The following is a 19755-nucleotide window of genomic DNA, read 5'->3' as shown; positions in this document are numbered from 1 at the left end:
GCCTCCTGCGTCCATGGGCTGTCGACAATCAACCACGAGTTGCGACTGCGCGCAACCCGGCTCGGCGGGCCCGCGTCAGGGCGGGGGCGAGGGGTTCATGCCTCTGGTTCCTAAGGGAAATCCGGAGCGGGCGAGACGTCCCCGGGTCGGCGGGCCGGCGGCGGGCGGAGCGGCGCCGAGGACACGACGCGCGGTCGCGCGGGCGCCTTCGCGGGCGTCGCCGCCTGGGTGAGCGCATCCTCCGATCCATGAACATCCGCCCTGCCGGCCGGTCGATTCCACCCTGGCGAGGCGGCCGACGCGGCGCCGCGCCCGGCGAGGGAGGCGCCGCGTCGGGCGTCGCGCCGGCGGGACGGTCGCGCCCGCGGCGCGCGGCGGGCGGGGGCGCCGTCGGCCCGGTCTCGGGGCGGCGGGCGGAGGGAGGCGGGGCGGTCGGTCCGGGCGGCGGCGGGGCCGGGCGCCCCGCCTGCCACGCGCCGCGGGCGGGCGCGGCGTCGAAGGGCGCGACGGTCGACGCGGCGCCTCCGTCCGAGGTCGAGGCGTGCGCGGCGGGGGCGCCGGGAAAGAGCCGAGGGCGGCCCGGACCTGCCGGGGCCGCCCTCGCGCGGTCGCTTTCTGTCGCCGCTCGCGGGCGGTCGCTTTCTTGAGCCGCCCGTGGGCGGGGGCCTCAGACCTCCTGCAGGCGCAGGATCGAGGGGGCGCCGTCCATGAACGCGCCCATCTTGCGGCCCAGCGTCTTGAAGTGGTCCGAGGCGCGGTGCGCGGCCACCGCGTCGGCGTCGCGATACTGCTCGACGAAATAGTAGGTGTCGGCCTCGTCGCCCTTGCAGAGCTGGTACATCGAGCAGCCCTCCTCGTTGGCGTTCACCGCGGCGGCGAGCTCCTGGGCCACGGCCTCGAACTCGGATCCCTGGCCGGACTTCACCTTGATGGTCGCGACGATGACGGGCATGGGGTCTCCTCCTCAGCTTGTTGTCGTGAGCCGACCGGGAGGTCGGCGGGGTTTTCACCGGCCGACAGGCAGGTCGGCCGTTCGCGGGGCAGGGGACATGACCGCGCGCGGCTTGGCAAGCGGGGAATTCATCGCGCGATGAATTCGGCCCGTGCGCGGGTCCGAAGGCCGGCGCGCAGGCGATGCGATTCCGTTTTGACTAATCGGCTGATTAGCGATATGCCGGGTCCGTCGACGACCACAAGACAAAGCGGGGCGGCCGGTCGACCGAAGGGCCCTCGACGCGCGATCCGCCTGCGGCGGGGGCGCGGGGCGGCTCCGGCGGCGCGTCCCCTCACGACAGGGAAACGCCCATGGCCATCGCCGCAGACGCCGGGTCCAGGACCCTGGCCGACGAGTCCGCCTATCTCGACGCCCATCGCAAGCTGGTCGAGGCCCGCTGGCCCCAGGACCTGCCGCGCGAGCCGATCTATCCGTTCGGCGAGATCCCGCTGACCGACTATCTCCGCCGCTGGGCCGAGACCGCCCCCGACCGGGTGGCGGTCGATTTCTACGGCCACGCGATCACCTACGCCGAGCTCGACGCCCAGGCCGACCGCTTCGCGGCGATGCTCCAGCAGGCCGGCGCCGCGCCCGGCGCGCGGGTGGCGCTGTTCATGGGCAACTGCCCGCAGTTCATCGTGGGCTTCCTGGGCATCCTGCGCGCGGGCTGCGTGCATGTCCCCGTGAACCCGATGTTCCGCGAGCACGAGCTGGAATACGAGCTCAACGACGCGCAGGCGGAATACATCGTCGCCCAGGACGTGCTGGTGCCGCTGGTCGAGCAGGTGCGCCCGAAGACCTCGGTGAAGAAGGTCTGGTCCACCGGCATGGCGGACCTGATCCCCGAGGCGCCGGCCTGGCCGGTGCCGGCGAGCATCGTCTCCGACCGCGCCGCCGCCGGCGGGGCCGAGGACCTGGCCGAGGCGATGGCGAACGCGCCCGCAAAGCCCGAGCCGGTCGAGGTCGACCTCGATGCGCTGTGCAAGCTCAACTACACCGGCGGCACCACGGGCATGCCCAAGGGCTGCGTGCACACCCAGCGCGACATGATCTACACGGCCGCCACCGTGCAGGCCTGCGGCAACCGCCTGCAGCCGGGCGAGGTGATGATCAACTTCTACCCGCTGTTCTGGATGGCGGGGGAGGACGTGGGCCTGATCTTCCCGATCTTCTCGGGCGCCACCTGCGTGCTGCTGGGCCGCTGGGACCCGGTGGGCTTCATGGCGGCCGTGCAGGCGCGCAAGGCCACGGCCGTGAAGCTGCTGGTCGACAACGCGGTGGAGCTGATGGACCACCCCCGCGTGGGCGAGTTCGACCTGACCTCGATCGAGAAGACCCAGGTCTCGAGCTTCGTGAAGAAGCTCAACGGCGAGTTCCGGGCGCGCTGGAAGGCGCTGACCGGCTCGGTCATGGCCGAGGCCGCCTGGGGCATGACCGAGACCCAGACCTGCGACACCTTCACGACCGGCTTCCAGACCGACGACTACGACCTGTCGCTCCAGCCGATCTTCGTGGGCCTTCCCATGCCCGGCACCGAGTTCAAGATCTGCGATTTCGACACCGGCGCGCTGGCGCCCTTCGGCGAGGAGGGCGAGATCTGCATCCGCTCCCCCTCGATCCTGAAGGAGTACTGGAACAAGCCCGAGGCGACCGCGGCCTCGATCAAGGGCGGCTTCCTGCACACCGGCGACATCGGGGTGATCGACGAGCTGGGCTTCCTGCACTTCCTCGGCCGGCGCAAGGAGATGCTGAAGGTCCGCGGCATGTCCGTGTTCCCCGCCGAGATCGAGGCGATGCTGGGCCGCCACCCGGCGATCCTCGGCTCCGGCGTCATCGGGCGCGAGGATCCCGACAAGGGCCAGGTCCCGGTCGCCTTCGTGGTGCTGGACCGGGCCAAGGCGCAGGGCCTCGACGCGAAGGGGATCGAGGCCTGGTGCGGCGAGGCGATGGCCACCTACAAGCGCCCCGAAGTGCGCCTCGTGGACAGCCTGCCGATGACCGCGACCGGCAAGGTCAAGAAGGACGAGCTCGCCAAGCTTCTGTGAACGCTTGAGAAAACGCGGCGCGACGGGAGGGGCTCGTCGCGCCGGCGATGCGGCGAAATGGCTTGGTGGTTGACCACTTACCCATTAATCTGCCGTCACAGGAACCGGTCGAATCAAGACCGGACCAGGGAGGAGACAAGATGATGATCACCCGCCGTACCGCGGGCCGCCTCTGCGCGGCCGCCGTCTGCGCGCTGGGCGCGCTGGGCGCCCTCGCCGCCGCGCCCGCCTCCGCCAAGGAGCTGCGCATCGTGATCGGCGCGCCGGGCGAAAGCTCGTTGCAGCAGGCGATGCGCATGTTCGCCAAGAAGATCGAGGAGAACACCGGGGGCGAGTACACCGGCAAGACCTACGAGGGCACGCTGCTGTCCTATGCCGAGTCGACCGCGGGCGTGCGCGACGGCATCGCCGACGTCGCCTACACCGTGCCCGCCTACACCCGCGCCGAGTTCCCCAACACCAACCTCGTGGTCGACATGGCCACCGCCTCGGACGACCCGGTGGTGATGGCGGCCGCGGCGACCGAGTTCATGTACGGCTGCGAGCCCTGCATGAAGGAATACCGCGACCAGAACACCGTGTTCCTCGGCTTCGCGGTGATCGGCCCGTACTACCTGATGTCGGTCGACAAGATCACCGAGATGTCGGACTTCCAGGGCAAGACCCTGCGCGGCTTCGGGCCCTTCGGGCGCTGGGTGGACGCGATGGGCGCGACCTCGGTCGTGATCGGCGCCACCGACATCTTCGAGGCGATGAACCAGGGCCAGCTGCACGGCAACACCCACACGCTCGACACGCTGAAGTCGCTGTCGATCGGCGAGGTCGCCGACTACATCCTGGACGCGCCGATCGGCCTCTACATCGGCAACGCCATGTTCAACACCAACCGCGACCTGTGGGAGGAGCTGACGCCCGAGCAGAAGAAGGGCTTCATCATGGCCGCGTCGGACTCGATCGCCTGGGCGACGGTCGACTACTTCAAGGTCAACGCGGCCTATCTGGACGATCCGGCCTCGGTCGGGGTCGAGGTGGTGCAGCCCTCGGCGGAAGTGGCCGAGGCCACGGCGAAGTTCCGCAAGGAAGACCTCGAGACGGTCGCCGACCTCAACGTCCAGAAGTACGGCATCGCCGACGCCGCCGAGCAGGTCGACCGCATGAAGGCGCTGGTCAAGAAGTGGACCGACGTCTTCGCCGACGTGGACACCACGGACCCGGCGGCGGTGCAGGCCGTCTTCGCCGAAAAGCTGTTCGGCACGATCGACCCGTCCGCGATCTGAGCGACCGGACAGGGAGCGAACCATGCAGGCCATCGGCCGCGTGCTGAACTGGATCTCCCACGGCGCCGCCTTCGTCGGCGCCGTGGCGGTGGTCCTGATGATGCTCCAGATCGTTCTGGACGTCTTCATGCGCAACATCTTCCAGGCGCCGCTGCCCATGACCACCACGGTGGTGGCCAAGTGGTACATGGTCGCCTGCGCCTTCCTCCCCCTCGCGATGAGCGAGATTGTCAACCGCCACATCGCGGTGGAGGTGGTGTTCTCGACGCTGTCGAAGCATCGCAAGCGGATCGTGGGCGGCTTCGCCTGCCTGGTCGCCTTCGTGGTGGCCGCCGCGATGGTGCGCCCGTTCTGGTTCGAGGCGCTCAAGAAATACGAGGCCGGCTCGTTCATCGTCGAGAACGGCCGCCAGCTGCCGGTCTGGCAGACCTATTTCTTCCTGCCCATCGGCTTCGCGCTGTTCGCGGCCGTCCTGCTCTACCGCGTCGCGGTGCTGTGGGGCGGGGTGAAGAGCGGCCTGGGCGAGACGCCCATCGACGCCGATCCGGTGGCGGACCCCGCCTCCGAGGGGGTCTGAGGGCATGGAGAGCGAATACGTCGGCCTGATCGGCCTCGGCATCCTGGTGTTCCTGCTGCTGGCGCGCGTGCCCATCGGCCTGAGCCTGGTGCTGGTCTCCTTCGGGGGCATCTACGCCCTGATCGGCGCCCGCCCCGCCTGGGGGATGCTGGCGGCGATGCCCTACGACTTCACCTCCAAGTGGACGCTGTCGTCGGTGCCCATGTTCCTGCTGATGGGCTTCGTGTGCTACCACGCGGGCCTGACGCGAGGATTGTTCGAGGCGGCGCGAAGCTGGCTCGCGCGGCTGCCCGGCGGCCTCGCGGTGGCGTCGGTGTGCGGCTCGGCCGGCTTCGCGGCGGTGACCGGCTCCTCCATCGCCTGCTGCGCGGCGATGGGGCGGATCGCGATCCCCGAGATGATGCGGGCGCGCTACGACCCCGCGCTCGCCACCGGCGCGATCGCCGCGGCCGGCACGCTGGGCGCGCTGATCCCGCCCTCGATCCTGCTCATTCTCTTCGGCGTCTTCGCCGAGGCGCCGATCTCGAAGCTGTTCATCGGCGGCATCGGGGCCGGCTTGACCACCGCGGTGCTCTACATCGCGATGATCATGATCCGGGCGACGCTGAACCCCGCGCTCGCCCCGCGGCTCGACCACCTCCCCCCGATGGAGGAGCGGCTGCGCCACCTGCGCGAGACCTGGCCGGTGCTGGCGCTGCTGGTCGTCGTCATCGGCGGCATGTTCGTGGGCCTGTTCACCGCCACCGAGGCCGGCGCCGTGGGCGCGCTGGCGGCCATCGTCATCGCGCTCGCCAAGGGCTCGCTGACGCTGGGGGGCGTGTGGGAGTCGCTGAAAGAGACGCTGATCACGACCTCGTCGCTGTTCCTGATCGCCATCGGCGCCAACCTGCTGACGCGGTTCCTGGCGCTGTCGGGGGCGGGGGACTTCATCGCCGACGCGATCATCTCGATCCAGGCGGACCAGCTGACCCTGCTGATCGGCGTGTCGCTGATGTACCTGGTGCTGGGCATGTTCCTCGACCCGCTGGGGGCGATGCTGCTGACCCTGCCGGTGATGCTGCCGGTGCTCGATCAGGCCAACATCGACATCATCTGGTTCGGCGTCTTCCTGGCCAAGTTCCTCGAGATCGGGATGATCACGCCCCCCATCGGGCTGAACGTCTTCGTCATCAAGGGCGTGGTGGGGGACAAGGTTCCGCTGACGACGATCTTCCGCGGCATCGGCTGGTTCCTGGCCGCCGACTTCGTGGCCGTGGTCCTGTTCATCGCCTTCCCCGAGATCATCACCTGGCTGCCGCAGTTCATGGACTGAGCCGCGGCGGCTCCCCGCCTCGTGCGAAAAGGGAGACGCGACCCATGGCCTATCACCTCGATCCCCGGATGCCGGCGCCCGAGCAGGTCATCATCCGCGACCTGATCGACCGCCACGCCGCCGAGCAGCCGGCGAAGACCTACGCGGTCTTCCCCGACATGAGCGAATGGACCTACGCGCAGATGAAGGCGCAGGTGGTGCAGACCGCCATCGGCCTCCAGCGGCTGGGGGTGAAGCAGGGCGAGCACGTGCTGGTCTGGCTGCCCAACGGGCCGGACATCCTGCGGGTGTGGTACGCGCTGGCCTACATCGGCGCGGTCTTCGTGCCGATCAACACCGCCTACAAGGGCAAGCTGCTGGAGCATGTGGTCGAGAACTCGGACGCCTCGCTGATCGTGGTCCACGCCCAGCTCACCCCACGGCTGGCCGACGTCGACCGGGCGAAGCTGAAGACCGCCGTCGTGATCGGCGGCGCGCCGGAGCCGGTGGCGGACCTGGAGATGCAGCCCGCCGACGTCCTGGCGCCGGAGGGCGGCGAGCTCGCGCCGCTCGAGAGGCCCATCGCGCTGTGGGACACGCAGGCGATCATCTACACCTCGGGCACCACGGGCCCGTCCAAGGGGGTGCTGAGCAGCTACATGCAGCTCTGGGCCTGCACCACCGTGGCCGAGGCGCTGCCCTCCGACCGGCAGATGGTGAACCTGCCGATGTTCCACGTGGGCGGCACCTTCCCCAGCTACCGGATGCTGCAGATCGGCGCCTCGATCTCGATGATCGAGAGCTTCAAGACCGAGGAGTTCTGGGACGTGGTCCGGCGCACGGGCACGACCTATGTGATCCTGCTGGGGGTGATGGCGCAGTTCCTGGCCAAGCAGCCGCCGAAGCCCGACGACGCCGACAACCCGCTGCGCCGCTGCCTGATCATTCCCTACGACTTCGACACGGCGGCCTTCGCCAAGCGCTTCGGGGTCGACACCTACACCATGTTCAACATGACCGAGATCAGCTGCCCGCTGGTCTCGGAGCTGAACTCGACCGTGCTGCATGCCGCCGGCCGGCCGCGGCCGGGGGTCGAGGCGCGCGTGGTCGACGAGAACGACTGCGAGGTGGCGGTGGGCGAGGTGGGCGAGCTGGTGCTGCGCACCGACGCGCCCTGGGCGATGACGCATGGCTACTACAAGAACCCCGAGGCGACCGCGAAATCCTGGCGCAACGGCTGGTTCCACACCGGCGACGGCTTCCGGGTCGACGCGGAGGGCAATTTCTACTTCGTCGACCGCATGAAGGACGCGATCCGCCGGCGGGGGGAGAACATCTCCTCCTACGAGGTGGAGGCCGAGGTGCTGGCCCATCCCGACGTCGCCGAATGCGCCGTGGTGGCGGTGAAGTCGGAGGTCTCGGAGGACGAGGTCCTGGCCGTCGTCGCCCCCGTGGCGGGCAAGACGCTGGACCCGAAGGAGCTGCTGGAGTTCCTGCTGCCCCGCATGGCGCATTTCATGGTCCCGCGTTACGTTCGCATCGTGGATGAGCTGCCGCGCACGCCCACGGCCAAGGTCCGCAAGATCGAGCTGAGGGAGGCCGGCGTCACCCCCGACGCCTGGGACCGCGAGGCCGCAGGCATCCGCGTGCGGCGGGAGAAGATCGGTGCGTGACGATGCGCGCGCCGCGGCGAAGGAGGCGGGAGCGAACGATGGAGGACCACGGCCCCCAGGCGGAGACCGCGCCCGCGCCCGAACCCGTGATCCTGGGCCCCAAGGAGGAGCGTCGCGAGAAGTCCGACCGCAGGATGCTGCGCGCGGCGATCGCGCTGATCGCCCAGCACGGCTCGGTCGGCGCGTCGCTGGCGCAGATCGGGCTCGATGCGGGCTATTCCCGCGGCCTGCCGGCCCAGCGCTTCGGCACCAAGCTGAAGCTGCTGGAGACGGTGGCCGACGTGACGGCGGAGCATTTCGACCGGCTGGTGGCCGAGGCGACCGCCGGCAAGCGGGGCTGCGAGGCGCTGGCCGCGCGCATCCGCGCGCAGATGGAGGCGGTGCGCCGCTCGCCCGAGGCCGCGACAGCGGTCTATCACCTGATGGTCGACGCCATCGGCTCGGTCCCCGAGCTGAAGCCGCGCATCGCGATGCTGCACGAGGGCTATCGCCGCTCGATCCGCAAGCATGTTCTGGAGGCCCGCCAGATGGGCGAGCTGCGCGAGGGCGTGGACGTCGAGGAGACGGTGCGTGCGATCCAGGGCGTGATCTCGGGCCTGTGCCTTCAGGCGCTGATCGCGGGCGACGCCGAGCGGCTGAGCCGCGATGCGGAGGTGGCCGCGGGCCTGCTGATCGAAGGCATCCGAAAGACAAGCTGACCGACGCCTACGGGATCCCCCCGGCGCGGATCGGCGCAACGGGAGGAGACCGGACATGACGATGGAAATCGAGCTCGAGTCCGAGGTGGCGGGCGTGGTGCTGAGCCTGACCGCCGCCGAGGGCGCCTCGGTCGCCGAGGGCGACGAGGTGATGGTCATCGAGTCCATGAAGATGGAGATCCCGGTGCTGGCGACCTCGGGCGGCACGCTCGCGGCCGTGGCGGTGGCCGAGGGCGACGCGGTGGCCGAGGGCCAGGTCCTGGCGAGGATCCGCCCATGAGCGACCGCAAGGCCCCCGGCGCCGGCGATTCGCCGGCGCCGCGCCCGGAGATGGCGGCGCTGGTCGAGAGCCTCGCCGCCGACCGCGCGGCGACGCTCGACGCCGCCCGCCCCGCCGCGGTCGCCAAGCAGAAGACCCGCGCGCAGATGACCGCGCGCGAGCGCATCGCCCACCTGACCGACGCCGGCAGCTTCCGCGAGTTCGGCCAGCTCGCGCGCGAGGCGGACGCAGCGGCCGGCGAGCGGCCGGCGGACGGGATCGTCACCGGCTCGGCCCGCATCGACGGGCGGCCGGCGGTGGTGCTGGCCCAGGACTTCATGACCATGGGCGGCTCCTCCGGCGAGCTGGGGGGCAAGAAGCTGCACCACGCGGTGCGCCGCTCGATCCGGGAAGGCGCGCCGCTGGTGATGCTGCTCGACGGGGGCGGGCACCGCATCCAGATCGGGCAGAGCTCGCGGCGCTACGCGCCCTCGACCACCACATTCCAGGAATTCGCGCGCCTCTCGGGCTGGGCCCCGATGGCGGCCGCCATGCTGGGGGCGGGCTTCGCGGCGCCCACCAATTTCGCCGGGCTGGCGGACTTCATCTCGATGGTCCGCGGCCAGTCCACCATGGGCCTCGCCGGGCCCGCGCTGGTGAAGGCCGGCACGGGCGAGGACATCGACAAGTTCGAGCTGGGCGGCGCGCAGGCGCAGGTGGACCGCAACGGCATCGCCGACCTGGGGACCGAGGACGAGGCCTCGGCCCTCGACAGCCTGAAGCGGTTCCTGAGCTACCTGCCCTCGAACGCCCGCGCCCCCCTGCCGACGCGCCCCGCGCCGGCCGAGGATCCCGCCCGGGCCGAGGCGCTGGCCCATATCGTGCCCGCCAACACCCGCAAGGCCTACGACGTGCGCAAGGTGGTGGATCTGGCGATGGACGAGGGCTCGGTCTTCGAGCTCAAGCCCACCTACGCCAAGAACGCGGTGACCGCCTTCGCACGGCTCGCCGGGCGGCCAGTCGGGGTGATCGCCAACCAGGCGCTGTCGCTGGGCGGCATGCTGACCGGCCCCGCTTGCGACAAGGTCGCCCATTTCGTGGCGCTGTGCGACGCCTACGGGCTGCCGCTGATCTACTTCATCGACGTGCCCGGCTTCTCGATCGGCTCGCCGGCGGAGAAGGGGCAGCTCGGGCGCCGCTCGGCCAAGCTGATCTACGAGCTGGGGCACGCCACCGTGCCGCGGGTCTCGGTGGTGCTGCGCAAGGGCTACGGGCTGGGCTACGTCGCCATGGCCGGCGGGCGCAGCTTCGAGGCCGACGCCTCCCTCGCCTGGCCCACGGCCGAGATCTGCGCGATGTCGATCGAGGGCGCGGTGAACGTGGTCAACGCCCGCCGCTTCGCCCAGATGCGCGAGGCCGGCGAGGATCCCGCCCCCCTCTACGCCGAGCTGGTGGCGCAGATGCGGGCCGAGGTGACGCCCTTCGGGGGCGCCGAGTCCTTCGGCCTCGACGACGTCATCGACCCGCGCGAGACCCGGCCCCGCCTGATCGAGGCGCTGGAGCGCGCGCCCGCGCGCCGCGACCTGGCGATGCCCCCCAAGATCCGTTCGATCTGTCCGATCTGAGGCCCCGCCGCCCTCCGATCCGACCGCCAAGGAGTTTTCCCATGACCCAATCCGGCCGCCCCGGGCCGCTCGCCGGCCTGCGCGTCGTCGAAATGGCCGCCATCGGCCCGGTGCCCTTCGCGGGCACCATGCTCGCCTCGATGGGCGCCGACATCGTGCGCGTCGAGCGTCCGGGCAAACAGTTCGCCGCGGGCGACGTCACCGCGCAGGGGCGCGAGTACGTGACGCTCGACCTCAAGGACCCCGCCGACCAGGCCCGCGCGCTGGACCTGATCGCCTCGGCCGACCTGCTGCTGGAGGGGTTCCGTCCGGGGGTGATGGAGCGGCTGGGGCTCGGCCCCGACAAGGCCCATGCGCGCAACCCCGCGCTCGTCTACGGGCGCATGACCGGCTGGGGGCAGGAGGGGCCGCTCGCCTCCGCGCCCGGGCATGACATCAACTACATCGCCATCACCGGCGCCCTGCACGCCATCGGCACGGCGGCGCAGCCGGTGCAGCCGCTGAACCTGGTCGGGGACTACGGGGGCGGCGCGCTCTACCTCGTCGTGGGCGTGCTGGCCGCGCTGCGCGAGGCGGCCGCCACCGGCCGGGGGCAGGTGGTGGACGCGGCCATGTGCGACGGCGCCCTGAACCTGCTGCTGCCCTACGCCGCCGGCCGCGCCTCGGGCGCCTGGGTGGCGGAGCGGGAGCGCAACGTGCTCGACGGGGGCGCGCATTTCTACGGCGTCTTCGAGTGCGCCGACGGCAAGTTCTTCTCGCTGGGCGCGATCGAGCCGCAGTTCTACGCCGAGCTTCGCCGCCTGTGCGGGCTGGAGGGGGACGAGTGGGACGCGCAGCTCGACAAGGCCGCCTGGCCCGGGCTGCGCGAGAAGCTGCGTGCGGTGATGAAGACGAAGACGCGGGACGAGTGGACCGCGATCCTCGAAGGCTCGGACGTCTGCGCGGCGCCGATCCTCGACCTCGACGAGGCGAAGGAGCATCCGCACCTGAAGGCCCGCGGCGCCTTCGTGGACGGGCCGTTCGGGCCGCAGCCGGCCGCCGCCCCGCGCTTCTCCGCCCACCCCCGCCCCACGCCGGCGCGACCGCCCGCCGCGCCGCTCGCCGTTGACGACGCGCTCGCGCGCTGGACGGATGCCCGCAAATGACCAAGGCCGAATGACCCGAGCCGAAAAAAAGATGGGAGCTCTGTGAATGACGATCCGCCGCCTGCTGATCGCGAACCGTGGCGAGATCGCCGTCCGCATCGCCCGCACCGCCGCCGAGATGCGCATCGAGACGGTCGCCGTCTATCCTGAAGACGACGCGAAGACCCTGCACGTGCGCGCCTGCGACCAGGCCGAGCCGATCCCCGGCCGCGGCGCGCGCGCCTACCTCGACCCCGAGGCGCTGGTCGCCGCCGCGCAGCGCGCCGGCGCCGACGCGGTGCACCCGGGCTACGGCTTCCTGTCGGAGAGCGTCGCCTTCGCCAAGGCCTGCGAACATGCGGGCCTGACCTGGGTGGGGCCGACGCCGGCCTCGCTCGCGCTCTTCGGCGACAAGGTCGAGGCGCGGGCCCATGCGGCGCGCCATGACGTGCCGACGATCCCCGGCTCTCCCGGTCCGGTGGACGCGGCGGGGGCCGAGGCGGTCTTCGACCAGCTTCCCGACGGCGCGGCGCTGGTGATCAAGGCCGTGGCCGGCGGCGGCGGCCGGGGCATGCGCGTGGTGCGCACGCGCGAGGAGATCGCCGAGGCGCACGCCCGCTGCACCTCCGAGGCCAAGGCCGCCTTCGGCGACGGCGCCGTCTATGCCGAGCGCTTCCTGCCCGCCGCCCGCCATATCGAGGTGCAGGTGCTGGGCGACGGCACCGGCGAGTGCCTCCACCTGCTCGAGCGCGACTGCACCCTGCAGCGGCGTCACCAGAAGGTGCTCGAGTTCGCGCCGGCGCCGGGGCTGAGCGCCGCGCAGCGCCAGCAGCTCGTCTCCCACGCGCTGACGCTGGCGCGGGCGGGGGACTACCGCAGCCTGGGGACGTTCGAGTTCCTGACCACGCCCGACGTCTCGGAGATCTTCTTCATCGAGGCGAACCCCCGCATCCAGGTCGAGCACACGGTGACCGAGGAGATCCTCGGCCTCGACCTCGTGCGGCTGCAGCTGGAGATCGCCTCGGGCCGCACGCTGGCGGACCTGGGCCTGGCGCAGAAGACCATCCCGCAGCCCTCGGGCTACGCCATCCAGGCGCGGGTGAACGCCGAGCGGATGGACGCGACCGGGCAGGCGCGGCCCTCGGTGGGCAAGCTCACCAAGTGGGAGCCGCCGTTCGGCCCCGGCGTGCGCATCGACACGCTGGCCTATTCGGGCTGGGGGAACTCTCCGGCCTATGACTCGCTCATCGCCAAGGTGATCGTGCATTCCCGCTCGGGCGACCATGGCGACGCGTTGCGCAAGATCGACCGGGCGCTGGGCGAGCTGAAGGCGGCGGGGATCGAAACCAACGCCCGCTGGCTGCGCGCGCTGGCGCAGCGGCCGGAGGTGGCGGACTATTCCGTCACCACCCGCTTCATCGAGAGCGTGGCGGGCGAGCTCGCCGAGGCCGCCGCCGCCCTGCCGGACCCGGCCGCCGAGGAGGAGGGCGCCGTCGCCGCCGTCGCCGCGACCGCCGAGGCGCTGCCCGAGGGCGCGATCCCCATCGCCGCGCCCACCATCGGCACCGTCACCCAGGTCCCCGAGGCCGGCGCCCGCCTGCGCCGGGGCGAGGTGGCGGTTCTGATGGAATCCATGAAGATGGAGCATGCGGTGACCTCCCCCGTCTCGGGCGAGGTGCTGAAGGTCCTGGCCGCGCCCGGCGACACGCTCGACGAGGGGGCCCCGATCCTCGCCCTGATGCCCGACGCCGAGCAGGACGAGACCGAGGACGCCGCCGCCGCGGTCGACCTCGACCACATCCGCGCCGACCTGCAGGAGGTGCGCGACCGCCTCTACGCCGGCATGGACGAGAGCAAGCCCGAGAAGGTGGCCAAGCGCCATTCCCGCGGCCAGCGCACGGCGCGCGAGAATCTCGCGAGCCTCGCCGATCCGGGGTCCTTCCAGGAATACGGCGGCCTGGTGATCGCCGCTCAGGCGGCGCGGCGCTCGGAGGCGGATCTCGTCAAGAACACGACCGGCGACGGGGTGGTGACCGGGATCGGCACGATCAACGCCGACAAGTTCGGGACCGAGAAGGGGCGCTGCGCCTTCACGATCTACGACTACATGGTGCTTGCGGGCACCCAGGGGCAGCGCCACCACCGCAAGCTCGACCGCATCTTCACGATGGCGGGCGAGTACAAGATGCCGATGATCGTGCTGGCCGAGGGCGGCGGCGGACGGCCCGGGGAAACCGAGCGCCGGTCCGTGGCGGGCCTCGACGGGCCGTCCTTCGCCCGCTTCGCGGCGCTCTCGGGCAAGGCGCCGCTGGTGGGCGTGGTCTCCGGCCGCTGCTTCGCGGGCAACGCGGCGCTGCTGGGCTGCTGCGACGTGATCATCGCCGACGAGAGCTCCAACATCGGCATGGCGGGGCCGGCGATGATCGAGGGCGGGGGCCTGGGCAAGTTCGCGCCCGAGGACGTGGGCCCCATCGACGTGCAGTCGAAGAACGGCGTCGTCGACATCCGCGTGAAGGACGAGGTGGAGGCCTGCGCGGCCGCGAAGAAATACATCTCCTACTTCCAGGGCGACGAGGCGGAGTGGACCGCCCCCGACCAGCGCCTGCTGCGCCACGCGATCCCGGAGAACCGGCTGCGCGCCCACGACGTGCGCCACGTGATCGAGACCATGTCCGACGACGGCTCGGTCCTCGAGCTGCGGCGCGAGTTCGGGCTGGGGATCGTGACGGCGCTCGTGCGGATCGAGGGCAAGCCCTTCGGGCTGATGGCCAACGACAGCCGCTATCTGGGCGGCGCCATCGACGCGCCGGCGGCGGACAAGGCGGCGCGGTTCCTGCAGATCTGCGACACGTTCGGGCTGCCGGTGATCAGCCTCGTCGACACGCCGGGCTTCATGGTGGGGCCGGAGGCGGAGAAGACCGCGCTCGTGCGCCATGTCTCGCGCATGTTCGTCGCGGCCGCGGGCATCACCGTGCCGATCTTCGCCGTGGTCCTGCGCAAGGGCTACGGGCTGGGCGCGATGGCGATGACGGGGGGCGGCTTCCACGAGAGCCTGTTCACCATCTCCTGGCCCACCGGCGAGTTCGGCGGCATGGGGCTGGAGGGCGCGGTGCATCTGGGCTTCCGCAAGGAGCTGGAGGCCAAGACCGACCCGAAGGAGAAGCAGGCGCTCTTCGACGAGCTGCTGGGCAAGATGTACGCCTCGGGCAAGGCGATCCAGGCGGCGATCACCGCCGAGCTGGACGCGGTCATCGACCCGGTGGAGACGCGCCAGTGGATCCTCGCCGGCCTGCGCTCGGTCCCCGCGGACCGGCTGACGGGCGGCAAGGGGCGGACCTACATCGACGCCTGGTGATCGGCAGGGGCCGGCGCCGGGCGCGCCGGCACTGCGCCACGCCCGCCCCTCGGGCGCTCCGGGCTCGACCCGGGGCCTCTTCCGCCCCCAGGCGCGGAGCGGGTGGTCCCGGGTCAGGCCCGGGACGCGTGCGGGGCGGGGGTCACAGCCCCTCGAACGCCGCGCGCAGGGCTTCGGCCGTGTCGTGGACCTTGGGGGCCAGGTCGGCGAGGAACTCGGCCTCCGAGACCGTGTGCACCGGCACGCCGGTGTTCACCGCCAGGCACATGCCGCCCGCGAGCCGCGCCACCGGCGCGGCGGCGCCGTAGTGGCCGGGACGCCAGTCGCCGATGACCACCGTCCAGCCGCGCGCGCGGCACTCGTCCATGCCGCGGGCGATCTCGGCGGCGCGCGAGTCCCACAGGCCGGGATAGGCGGCCTCGATCGCGGCGCGGGTCTGCGCCAGCTCGTCCTCGTCCAGCATCGACAGCAGCGCCCGGCCGACGGCGGAGCGGGGCAGAGGGCCGGTCATGCCGATCTCGGGCAGGTGGGGCATCTGCTCGGATGGGCGCACGGTCTGCACGTAGATCAGGTCCGGCCCGTGGATCGTGGCCAGCGACACCGCCCCCCCGGTCAGCCGCGCATAGCCCCGCATCGGCCCCAGCGCCCGCTGGCGGAAGGTCATCGACGCGAGCACCGGGTAGGCCAGCTCCAGCACCCCCAGCCCGAGGCGGAAGGAGCCGGTCTTCACCCGCTCCAGGTACCCCGCGTGGGCCAGCGAGTTGGTCAGGCGGGAGATGGTGGGGCGCGTCATCGCCAGACGTCGGGCCAGCTCGCCGTTCGACAGCACCTCATGGGCGCCGCGGAAGGCCGAGAGGACCTTGAGGCCGCGCACGAGGGTCAGCGACATGGCGCTGGGCTCCATGCCGCTCTCCAGCCCCCGGTCCGCGGCGTCCTCGGCCACCGGCGTCCTCCCCCGTCTCAATCCTGGCGGGCAGGATCGGGCGCCGCGCGATACGGGCGCAAGACGGCCTCGGTGTCGCGTCCCAGGGCGCCGGCGGCGCGGCCGGGGCGGGCGGGGGTGCGGGAGAAGCGGGGGACCACGGCCTGCATCTTCACCTCGCCGAAGTCGTCGTCGGGGACGGGGACGATGGCCTCGCGCGCCTGGAACTGGGGGTCCTCGAAGATCTGGTCGATGCTCAGGATCGGGGCGAGGGTGCCGCCCGCCTCGCGGAAGCGGGCGATGGCGTGGTCCTGGGTGTGGGCGGCGAACCAGGCGCGGAAGATGGCGTCGATGGCCTCCACGTTCTCGACCCGCTGGGCGTTGCCGGCGAAGCGGGGGTCGCTCAGCAGGTCCTCGCGCCCGATGGCGCGCAGGTTGTTGCGGAAGGTCGCCTGGGTGGAGCCGGCGAGCGAGATGTAGCGCCCGTCCTGCGTGGGGTAGACGTCGGCGGGGGCCGAGTACTGGTTGCGGTTGCCGGTGCGCTCGACGACCTTGCCCAGCTGGTCGTAGCCGATGGTCTGGAAGTCGAGCAGGCGGAACATCGCCTCGGTCAGGCTCAGGTCCACCACCTGGCCGCGCTTCTCGGGGTCGGAGCGCACGGAAAGGAGCGCGGTGGTCACCGCCAGCGCCCCGAAGACGCCGCCGATCGAGTCGCCCATCGGGTGGCCGGCGTGCATGGGCGCGCGGTCGGGCTCTCCGGTCATGTAGGTCAGGCCGGACATCGCCTCGAACAGGCGCGCGAAGCCGGGGCGGTTGGCGGCGGGGCCGGTCTGGCCGAAGCCGGTGACGCGCAGGAGGACGAGGGAGGGGTTGATCTTCAGCAGGTCGTCGGGGCCCAGCCCCCAGCGCTCCAACGTGCCGGGGCGGAAGTTCTCGATCACCACGTCCATGTCGGGGAGCATGCGGCGGAAGAGGTCGGCGCCCTCGGGCGTGCGCAGGTCCAGCTCGATGAAGCGCTTGCCGCGGTTGGCGACCTTCCACCAGAGCGACTTGCCCTCCTTGAACGGCGGAAAGGTGCGCAGCCCGTCGCCCTCGCCCGGAAGCTCGGCCTTGACGACGTCGGCGCCGTAGTCCGCCAGCAGCGTGGCCGCGAAGGGGGCCGCGACGACGGTGGAGATGTCGAGGACGCGGAGGCCGGCGAGGGGGCCTGCGGGGGCGGTGTCGGTCATGGGGTTTCCTCCGGGGCGCGCCTTTGCGGCGTCTCAGGGCTGGGCGGGAGCGGCGAGGTACGTGTCGGCGACGCCGCCGGGGGCGGCGGGCTCGCTGCGCCAGATCTGGCGCAGGTGGACCTCGTCGGGGCCGTCGGCGATGCGGAACATGCGGGCGTAGACGAAGGCGTGGTGGATCGGCAGGTCGTCCGAGCCGCCCGCCGCCCCGAAGACCTGGATCGCCCGGTCGGCGATCTGCTGGAGCATCCGCGGGACCGTCACCTTCACCATCGAGATCTCGCGCCAGGCGGCGTCGAAGCCGGCCTCGTCGAGGCGCGCGGCGGCGCGGTGGACGAAATGGCGGTGCATCTCGACGTCGATGCGGGCCTCGGCGATCCAGTTCGCCACCGTGTCGAATTCCGAGAGCGCCCGGCCGAAGGCGCGGCGTTCGTGGACGCGGGCCTTCATCAGGTCGATCAGCGTCTCGGCCAGCCCGATGCAGCGCATGGCGTGGTGCAGGCGGGCGGGGCCGAGGCGGGTCTGCGCGGCGGCGAAGCCGCGGCCGCGCTCGCCCAGCAGGTTTTCCAGCGGCACGCGGACGTTCTCGAACACGATCTCGCCGATGGGGGCGGCGCGGTCGTCCCAGCCGAGGAAGCGCAGGGAGCGGACGACGCGGATGCCGGGGGTGTCGGCGGGGACGAGGATGCAGGAATGGCGGGCGGTGCGGCCGGCCTCGGGGTCCGAGACGCCCATGACGACGTGGAAGTCGAGCTCCGGCGCGGCGCCGCCGGTGATGAACCACTTGCGGCCGTCGATCACCCAGTGGTCGCCGTCCCGGCGGATCGTCGTGGCGATGTTGGTGGCGTCGGAGGAGGCGACGGCGGGCTCGGTCATCGCGAAGGCGGAGGCCGCGCGGCCCTCGAGCAGCGGGTCGAGGAAGCGGGCTCGCTGGGCAGGCGTCGCCAGCGCCGCGAGCATCACCATGTTGGGCAGGTCGGGCGCATGGCAGTTGAAGACCAGCGGGGCCCAGGGCAGGCGGCCGGTCAGCTCGGCGATGGGGGCGAAGTCGAGGTGGCTCAGCGGCGTGCCCTGCGCGCCCTCGGGCAGGGAGGTCAGTCCGAGGTTCCACAGGCCCTGGTCGCGGGCCTCGGCGCGCAGCTCCTCGATGAAAGCGGGGGGCGGGGCGCCCGCGGCCTGGCCGGCGGCCCATTCGGGCTGGCGGGGGAGGATGCGCGCGTCGAAGAAGCGTTGGGCGCGGGCGAGGACTTCGGGCCCGGTCATCGGGCGGCCTCCCGCTCGAAGGTGCGCTTGGCGATGTGGACCTGGTGGATCTGGCTGGTGCCTTCGTAGAGGCGGAACAGCCGGGCGTCGCGGTAGAGGCGCTCGATGCAGGAATAGTCGCCGACGTAGCCGGAGCCGCCGAAGACCTGCACCGCGCGGTCGGCCACGCGGCCGGCGGCCTCGGAGGCCATCAGCTTGCAGATCGAGGCCTCCATCGTCACGTCCTCGCCGGCGTCGCGGCGGCGGGCGGTTTCGAGGACGAGCGCGCGGGCGGCGTGGACGTCCACCTGGCTGTCGGCGATCATCGCCTGGACCAGCTGGAACTCGGCGATCGGCCGGCCGAACTGGCGGCGGGCCGCCGCGTGGCGGATGGCCTCGTCCAGCATCCGGATCGCCGAGCCGGTGCAGAGCGCGGCGAGGTTGATGCGCTGCTTGTTCAGCGCCTTCATCACCGAGCGGAAGCCCGCCCCCTCGACCCCGCCCAGCAGGTTCTCGGCCGGGACGCGGCAGTCGGAGAAGGTGATCTCGGAGACGGGCGAGCCCTCCTGCCCCATCTTGCGATAGGCGGGGCCGGGCTGGAGGCCGGGGGTCGAGCGCTCGACCAGGAAGGCGCTGAGGCCGCGGGCGCCCGTCGCCTCCGGGTCGGTGCGGGCGATCACGGTGAACAGGTCGGCGATGGGGGCGTTGGTGATGAAGGCCTTGCGGCCGTTCAGCACGTAGGCGTCGCCCTCGCGCCGGGCGGTGGTCTGGACGTTGGTCGCCTCGGACCCTGCCTCCGGCTCGGTCAGCGCGAGGCAGGAGGTCAGCTCGCCGGAGGCGAGCCGGGGCAGCCAGCGGGCCTTCTGCGCGGGCGTGCCGTCCTGGATCAGGCTCTCGGCGCCGATGCCGGTGTTGGTGCCGGCGCGGGCGCGGAAGGCGGTGGCGGCCTGGGCGATCTCGATGTTCATGCGCGCCAGCCGCTCGGTCGTCAGGCCGGCGCCGCCGTATTCGGCGGGGATCGACCAGCCGAAGAAGCCGCGGTCGCGCATCTCCTGCACCAGCGCGGGCGGGATCTCGTCGGCCTCGGCCACGGTCTCCTCGGCGGGGATCGCCGCCTCGCGCACCCAGGCGCGCAGGGCGGCGAGCTCATGCTCGAAACGGGCGTCGTCCATCGGAGCCTCCCTGATTCCCGACGCCACGTTAGCTGGCGTTTCAATAAATGGAAAACAGGGAGTCGGGTGTTCTGAAAAATAGACGAATGCGCAGGCGACCCTGCCGTCGGCGGTCGTGGCAGCGGGAGGGGCGGAGGGAGGTGGGGGGGGGCGGTAAGCCGCCGTCGCAGGCGGGGCGCATGCGCCTCCAGCGTCCGCGACGGCGGCGAGCGGCGGAACCTCCCCCATCCGGCGGGACCGCATCGCTCGCGAGCGCCTCCAGGCTCCCCAGCCGC

The 19755-nt window shown here is 71.9% G+C and carries 15 protein-coding genes; 10 read left to right on the top strand and 5 right to left on the bottom strand.

Annotation, left to right across the window (positions count from 1 at the left end; all coding sequences use genetic code 11):
- Positions 1-667: 667 nt before the first annotated feature.
- Positions 668-952, bottom strand: a complete 285-nt coding sequence (locus P2H44_RS16300) for a putative quinol monooxygenase (RefSeq protein WP_275765013.1) — start codon at positions 950-952, stop codon at positions 668-670.
- A gap of 353 nt (positions 953-1305) precedes the next feature.
- Between P2H44_RS16300 and P2H44_RS16295 the strand changes: the two genes are divergently transcribed.
- The 10 genes from P2H44_RS16295 to P2H44_RS16250 all read left to right on the top strand — a co-directional run bounded on the left by P2H44_RS16295 (position 1306) and on the right by P2H44_RS16250 (position 14918).
- The gene (locus P2H44_RS16295; RefSeq protein ID WP_275765012.1) at positions 1306-3039 is read left to right on the top strand and encodes an AMP-binding protein; all 1734 of its coding nucleotides are present in this window, start codon (positions 1306-1308) and stop codon (positions 3037-3039) included.
- A gap of 143 nt (positions 3040-3182) precedes the next feature.
- Positions 3183-4316, top strand: a complete 1134-nt coding sequence (locus P2H44_RS16290; RefSeq protein ID WP_275765010.1) for a C4-dicarboxylate TRAP transporter substrate-binding protein — start codon at positions 3183-3185, stop codon at positions 4314-4316.
- A 22-nt stretch (positions 4317-4338) separates the two neighbouring features.
- Positions 4339-4893, top strand: coding sequence for a TRAP transporter small permease (locus P2H44_RS16285; RefSeq protein WP_275765009.1), 555 nt, complete (start codon positions 4339-4341; stop codon positions 4891-4893).
- A gap of 4 nt (positions 4894-4897) precedes the next feature.
- Entirely contained in the window at positions 4898-6205 is a 1308-nt protein-coding gene (locus tag P2H44_RS16280; RefSeq protein WP_275765008.1) for a TRAP transporter large permease, read from the top strand.
- Between the two features lie 44 nt (positions 6206-6249).
- Positions 6250-7857, top strand: a complete 1608-nt coding sequence (locus P2H44_RS16275) for an AMP-binding protein (protein WP_275765007.1) — start codon at positions 6250-6252, stop codon at positions 7855-7857.
- A gap of 38 nt (positions 7858-7895) precedes the next feature.
- Positions 7896-8555 carry a TetR/AcrR family transcriptional regulator gene (locus tag P2H44_RS16270; RefSeq protein WP_275765006.1) on the top strand — a complete coding sequence of 220 codons (660 nt, stop codon included), beginning with the start codon at positions 7896-7898 and terminating at the stop codon, positions 8553-8555.
- Positions 8556-8610: 55 nt separating this feature from the next.
- A complete protein-coding gene (locus tag P2H44_RS16265; protein WP_275765004.1) occupies positions 8611-8835 on the top strand; it encodes an acyl-CoA carboxylase biotin carboxyl carrier protein subunit in 225 nt (74 codons plus the stop codon).
- Positions 8832-10439: an acyl-CoA carboxylase subunit beta gene (locus P2H44_RS16260; protein ID WP_275765002.1), complete on the top strand. Its 1608-nt coding sequence runs from the start codon at positions 8832-8834 to the stop codon at positions 10437-10439. The genes P2H44_RS16265 and P2H44_RS16260 overlap by 4 nt, the downstream gene beginning before the upstream one ends.
- Before the next feature lie 41 nt (positions 10440-10480).
- Positions 10481-11584, top strand: a complete 1104-nt coding sequence (locus P2H44_RS16255; protein ID WP_275765000.1) for a CaiB/BaiF CoA transferase family protein — start codon at positions 10481-10483, stop codon at positions 11582-11584.
- A 46-nt stretch (positions 11585-11630) separates the two neighbouring features.
- The gene (locus tag P2H44_RS16250) at positions 11631-14918 is read left to right on the top strand and encodes an acetyl-CoA carboxylase family protein (protein ID WP_275764999.1); all 3288 of its coding nucleotides are present in this window, start codon (positions 11631-11633) and stop codon (positions 14916-14918) included.
- 142 nt (positions 14919-15060) lie between these two features.
- On the opposite strand, the gene P2H44_RS16245 is transcribed toward P2H44_RS16250, so the two are convergent.
- The 4 genes from P2H44_RS16245 to P2H44_RS16230 are packed head-to-tail and all read right to left on the bottom strand — an operon-like array spanning position 15061 to position 19480.
- A complete protein-coding gene (locus P2H44_RS16245; protein WP_275764998.1) occupies positions 15061-15861 on the bottom strand; it encodes an IclR family transcriptional regulator in 801 nt (266 codons plus the stop codon).
- A gap of 17 nt (positions 15862-15878) precedes the next feature.
- Positions 15879-17069 carry a CaiB/BaiF CoA transferase family protein gene (locus P2H44_RS16240; protein ID WP_275764996.1) on the bottom strand — a complete coding sequence of 397 codons (1191 nt, stop codon included), beginning with the start codon at positions 17067-17069 and terminating at the stop codon, positions 15879-15881.
- Positions 17070-17102: 33 nt separating this feature from the next.
- A complete protein-coding gene (locus P2H44_RS16235) occupies positions 17103-18329 on the bottom strand; it encodes an acyl-CoA dehydrogenase family protein (RefSeq protein ID WP_275764995.1) in 1227 nt (408 codons plus the stop codon).
- On the bottom strand, positions 18326-19480 hold the full coding sequence (locus P2H44_RS16230; RefSeq protein ID WP_275764994.1) for an acyl-CoA dehydrogenase family protein: 1155 nt from the start codon (positions 19478-19480) through the stop codon (positions 18326-18328). Before P2H44_RS16230 ends, P2H44_RS16235 begins: the two co-directional genes overlap by 4 nt.
- Positions 19481-19755 lie beyond the last annotated feature (275 nt).

The sequence above is a fragment of the Albimonas marina genome, from assembly GCF_029223255.1.
GTDB lineage: Bacteria > Pseudomonadota > Alphaproteobacteria > Rhodobacterales > Rhodobacteraceae > Albimonas.
This window is presented reverse-complemented; position numbering and strand designations above follow the sequence as displayed.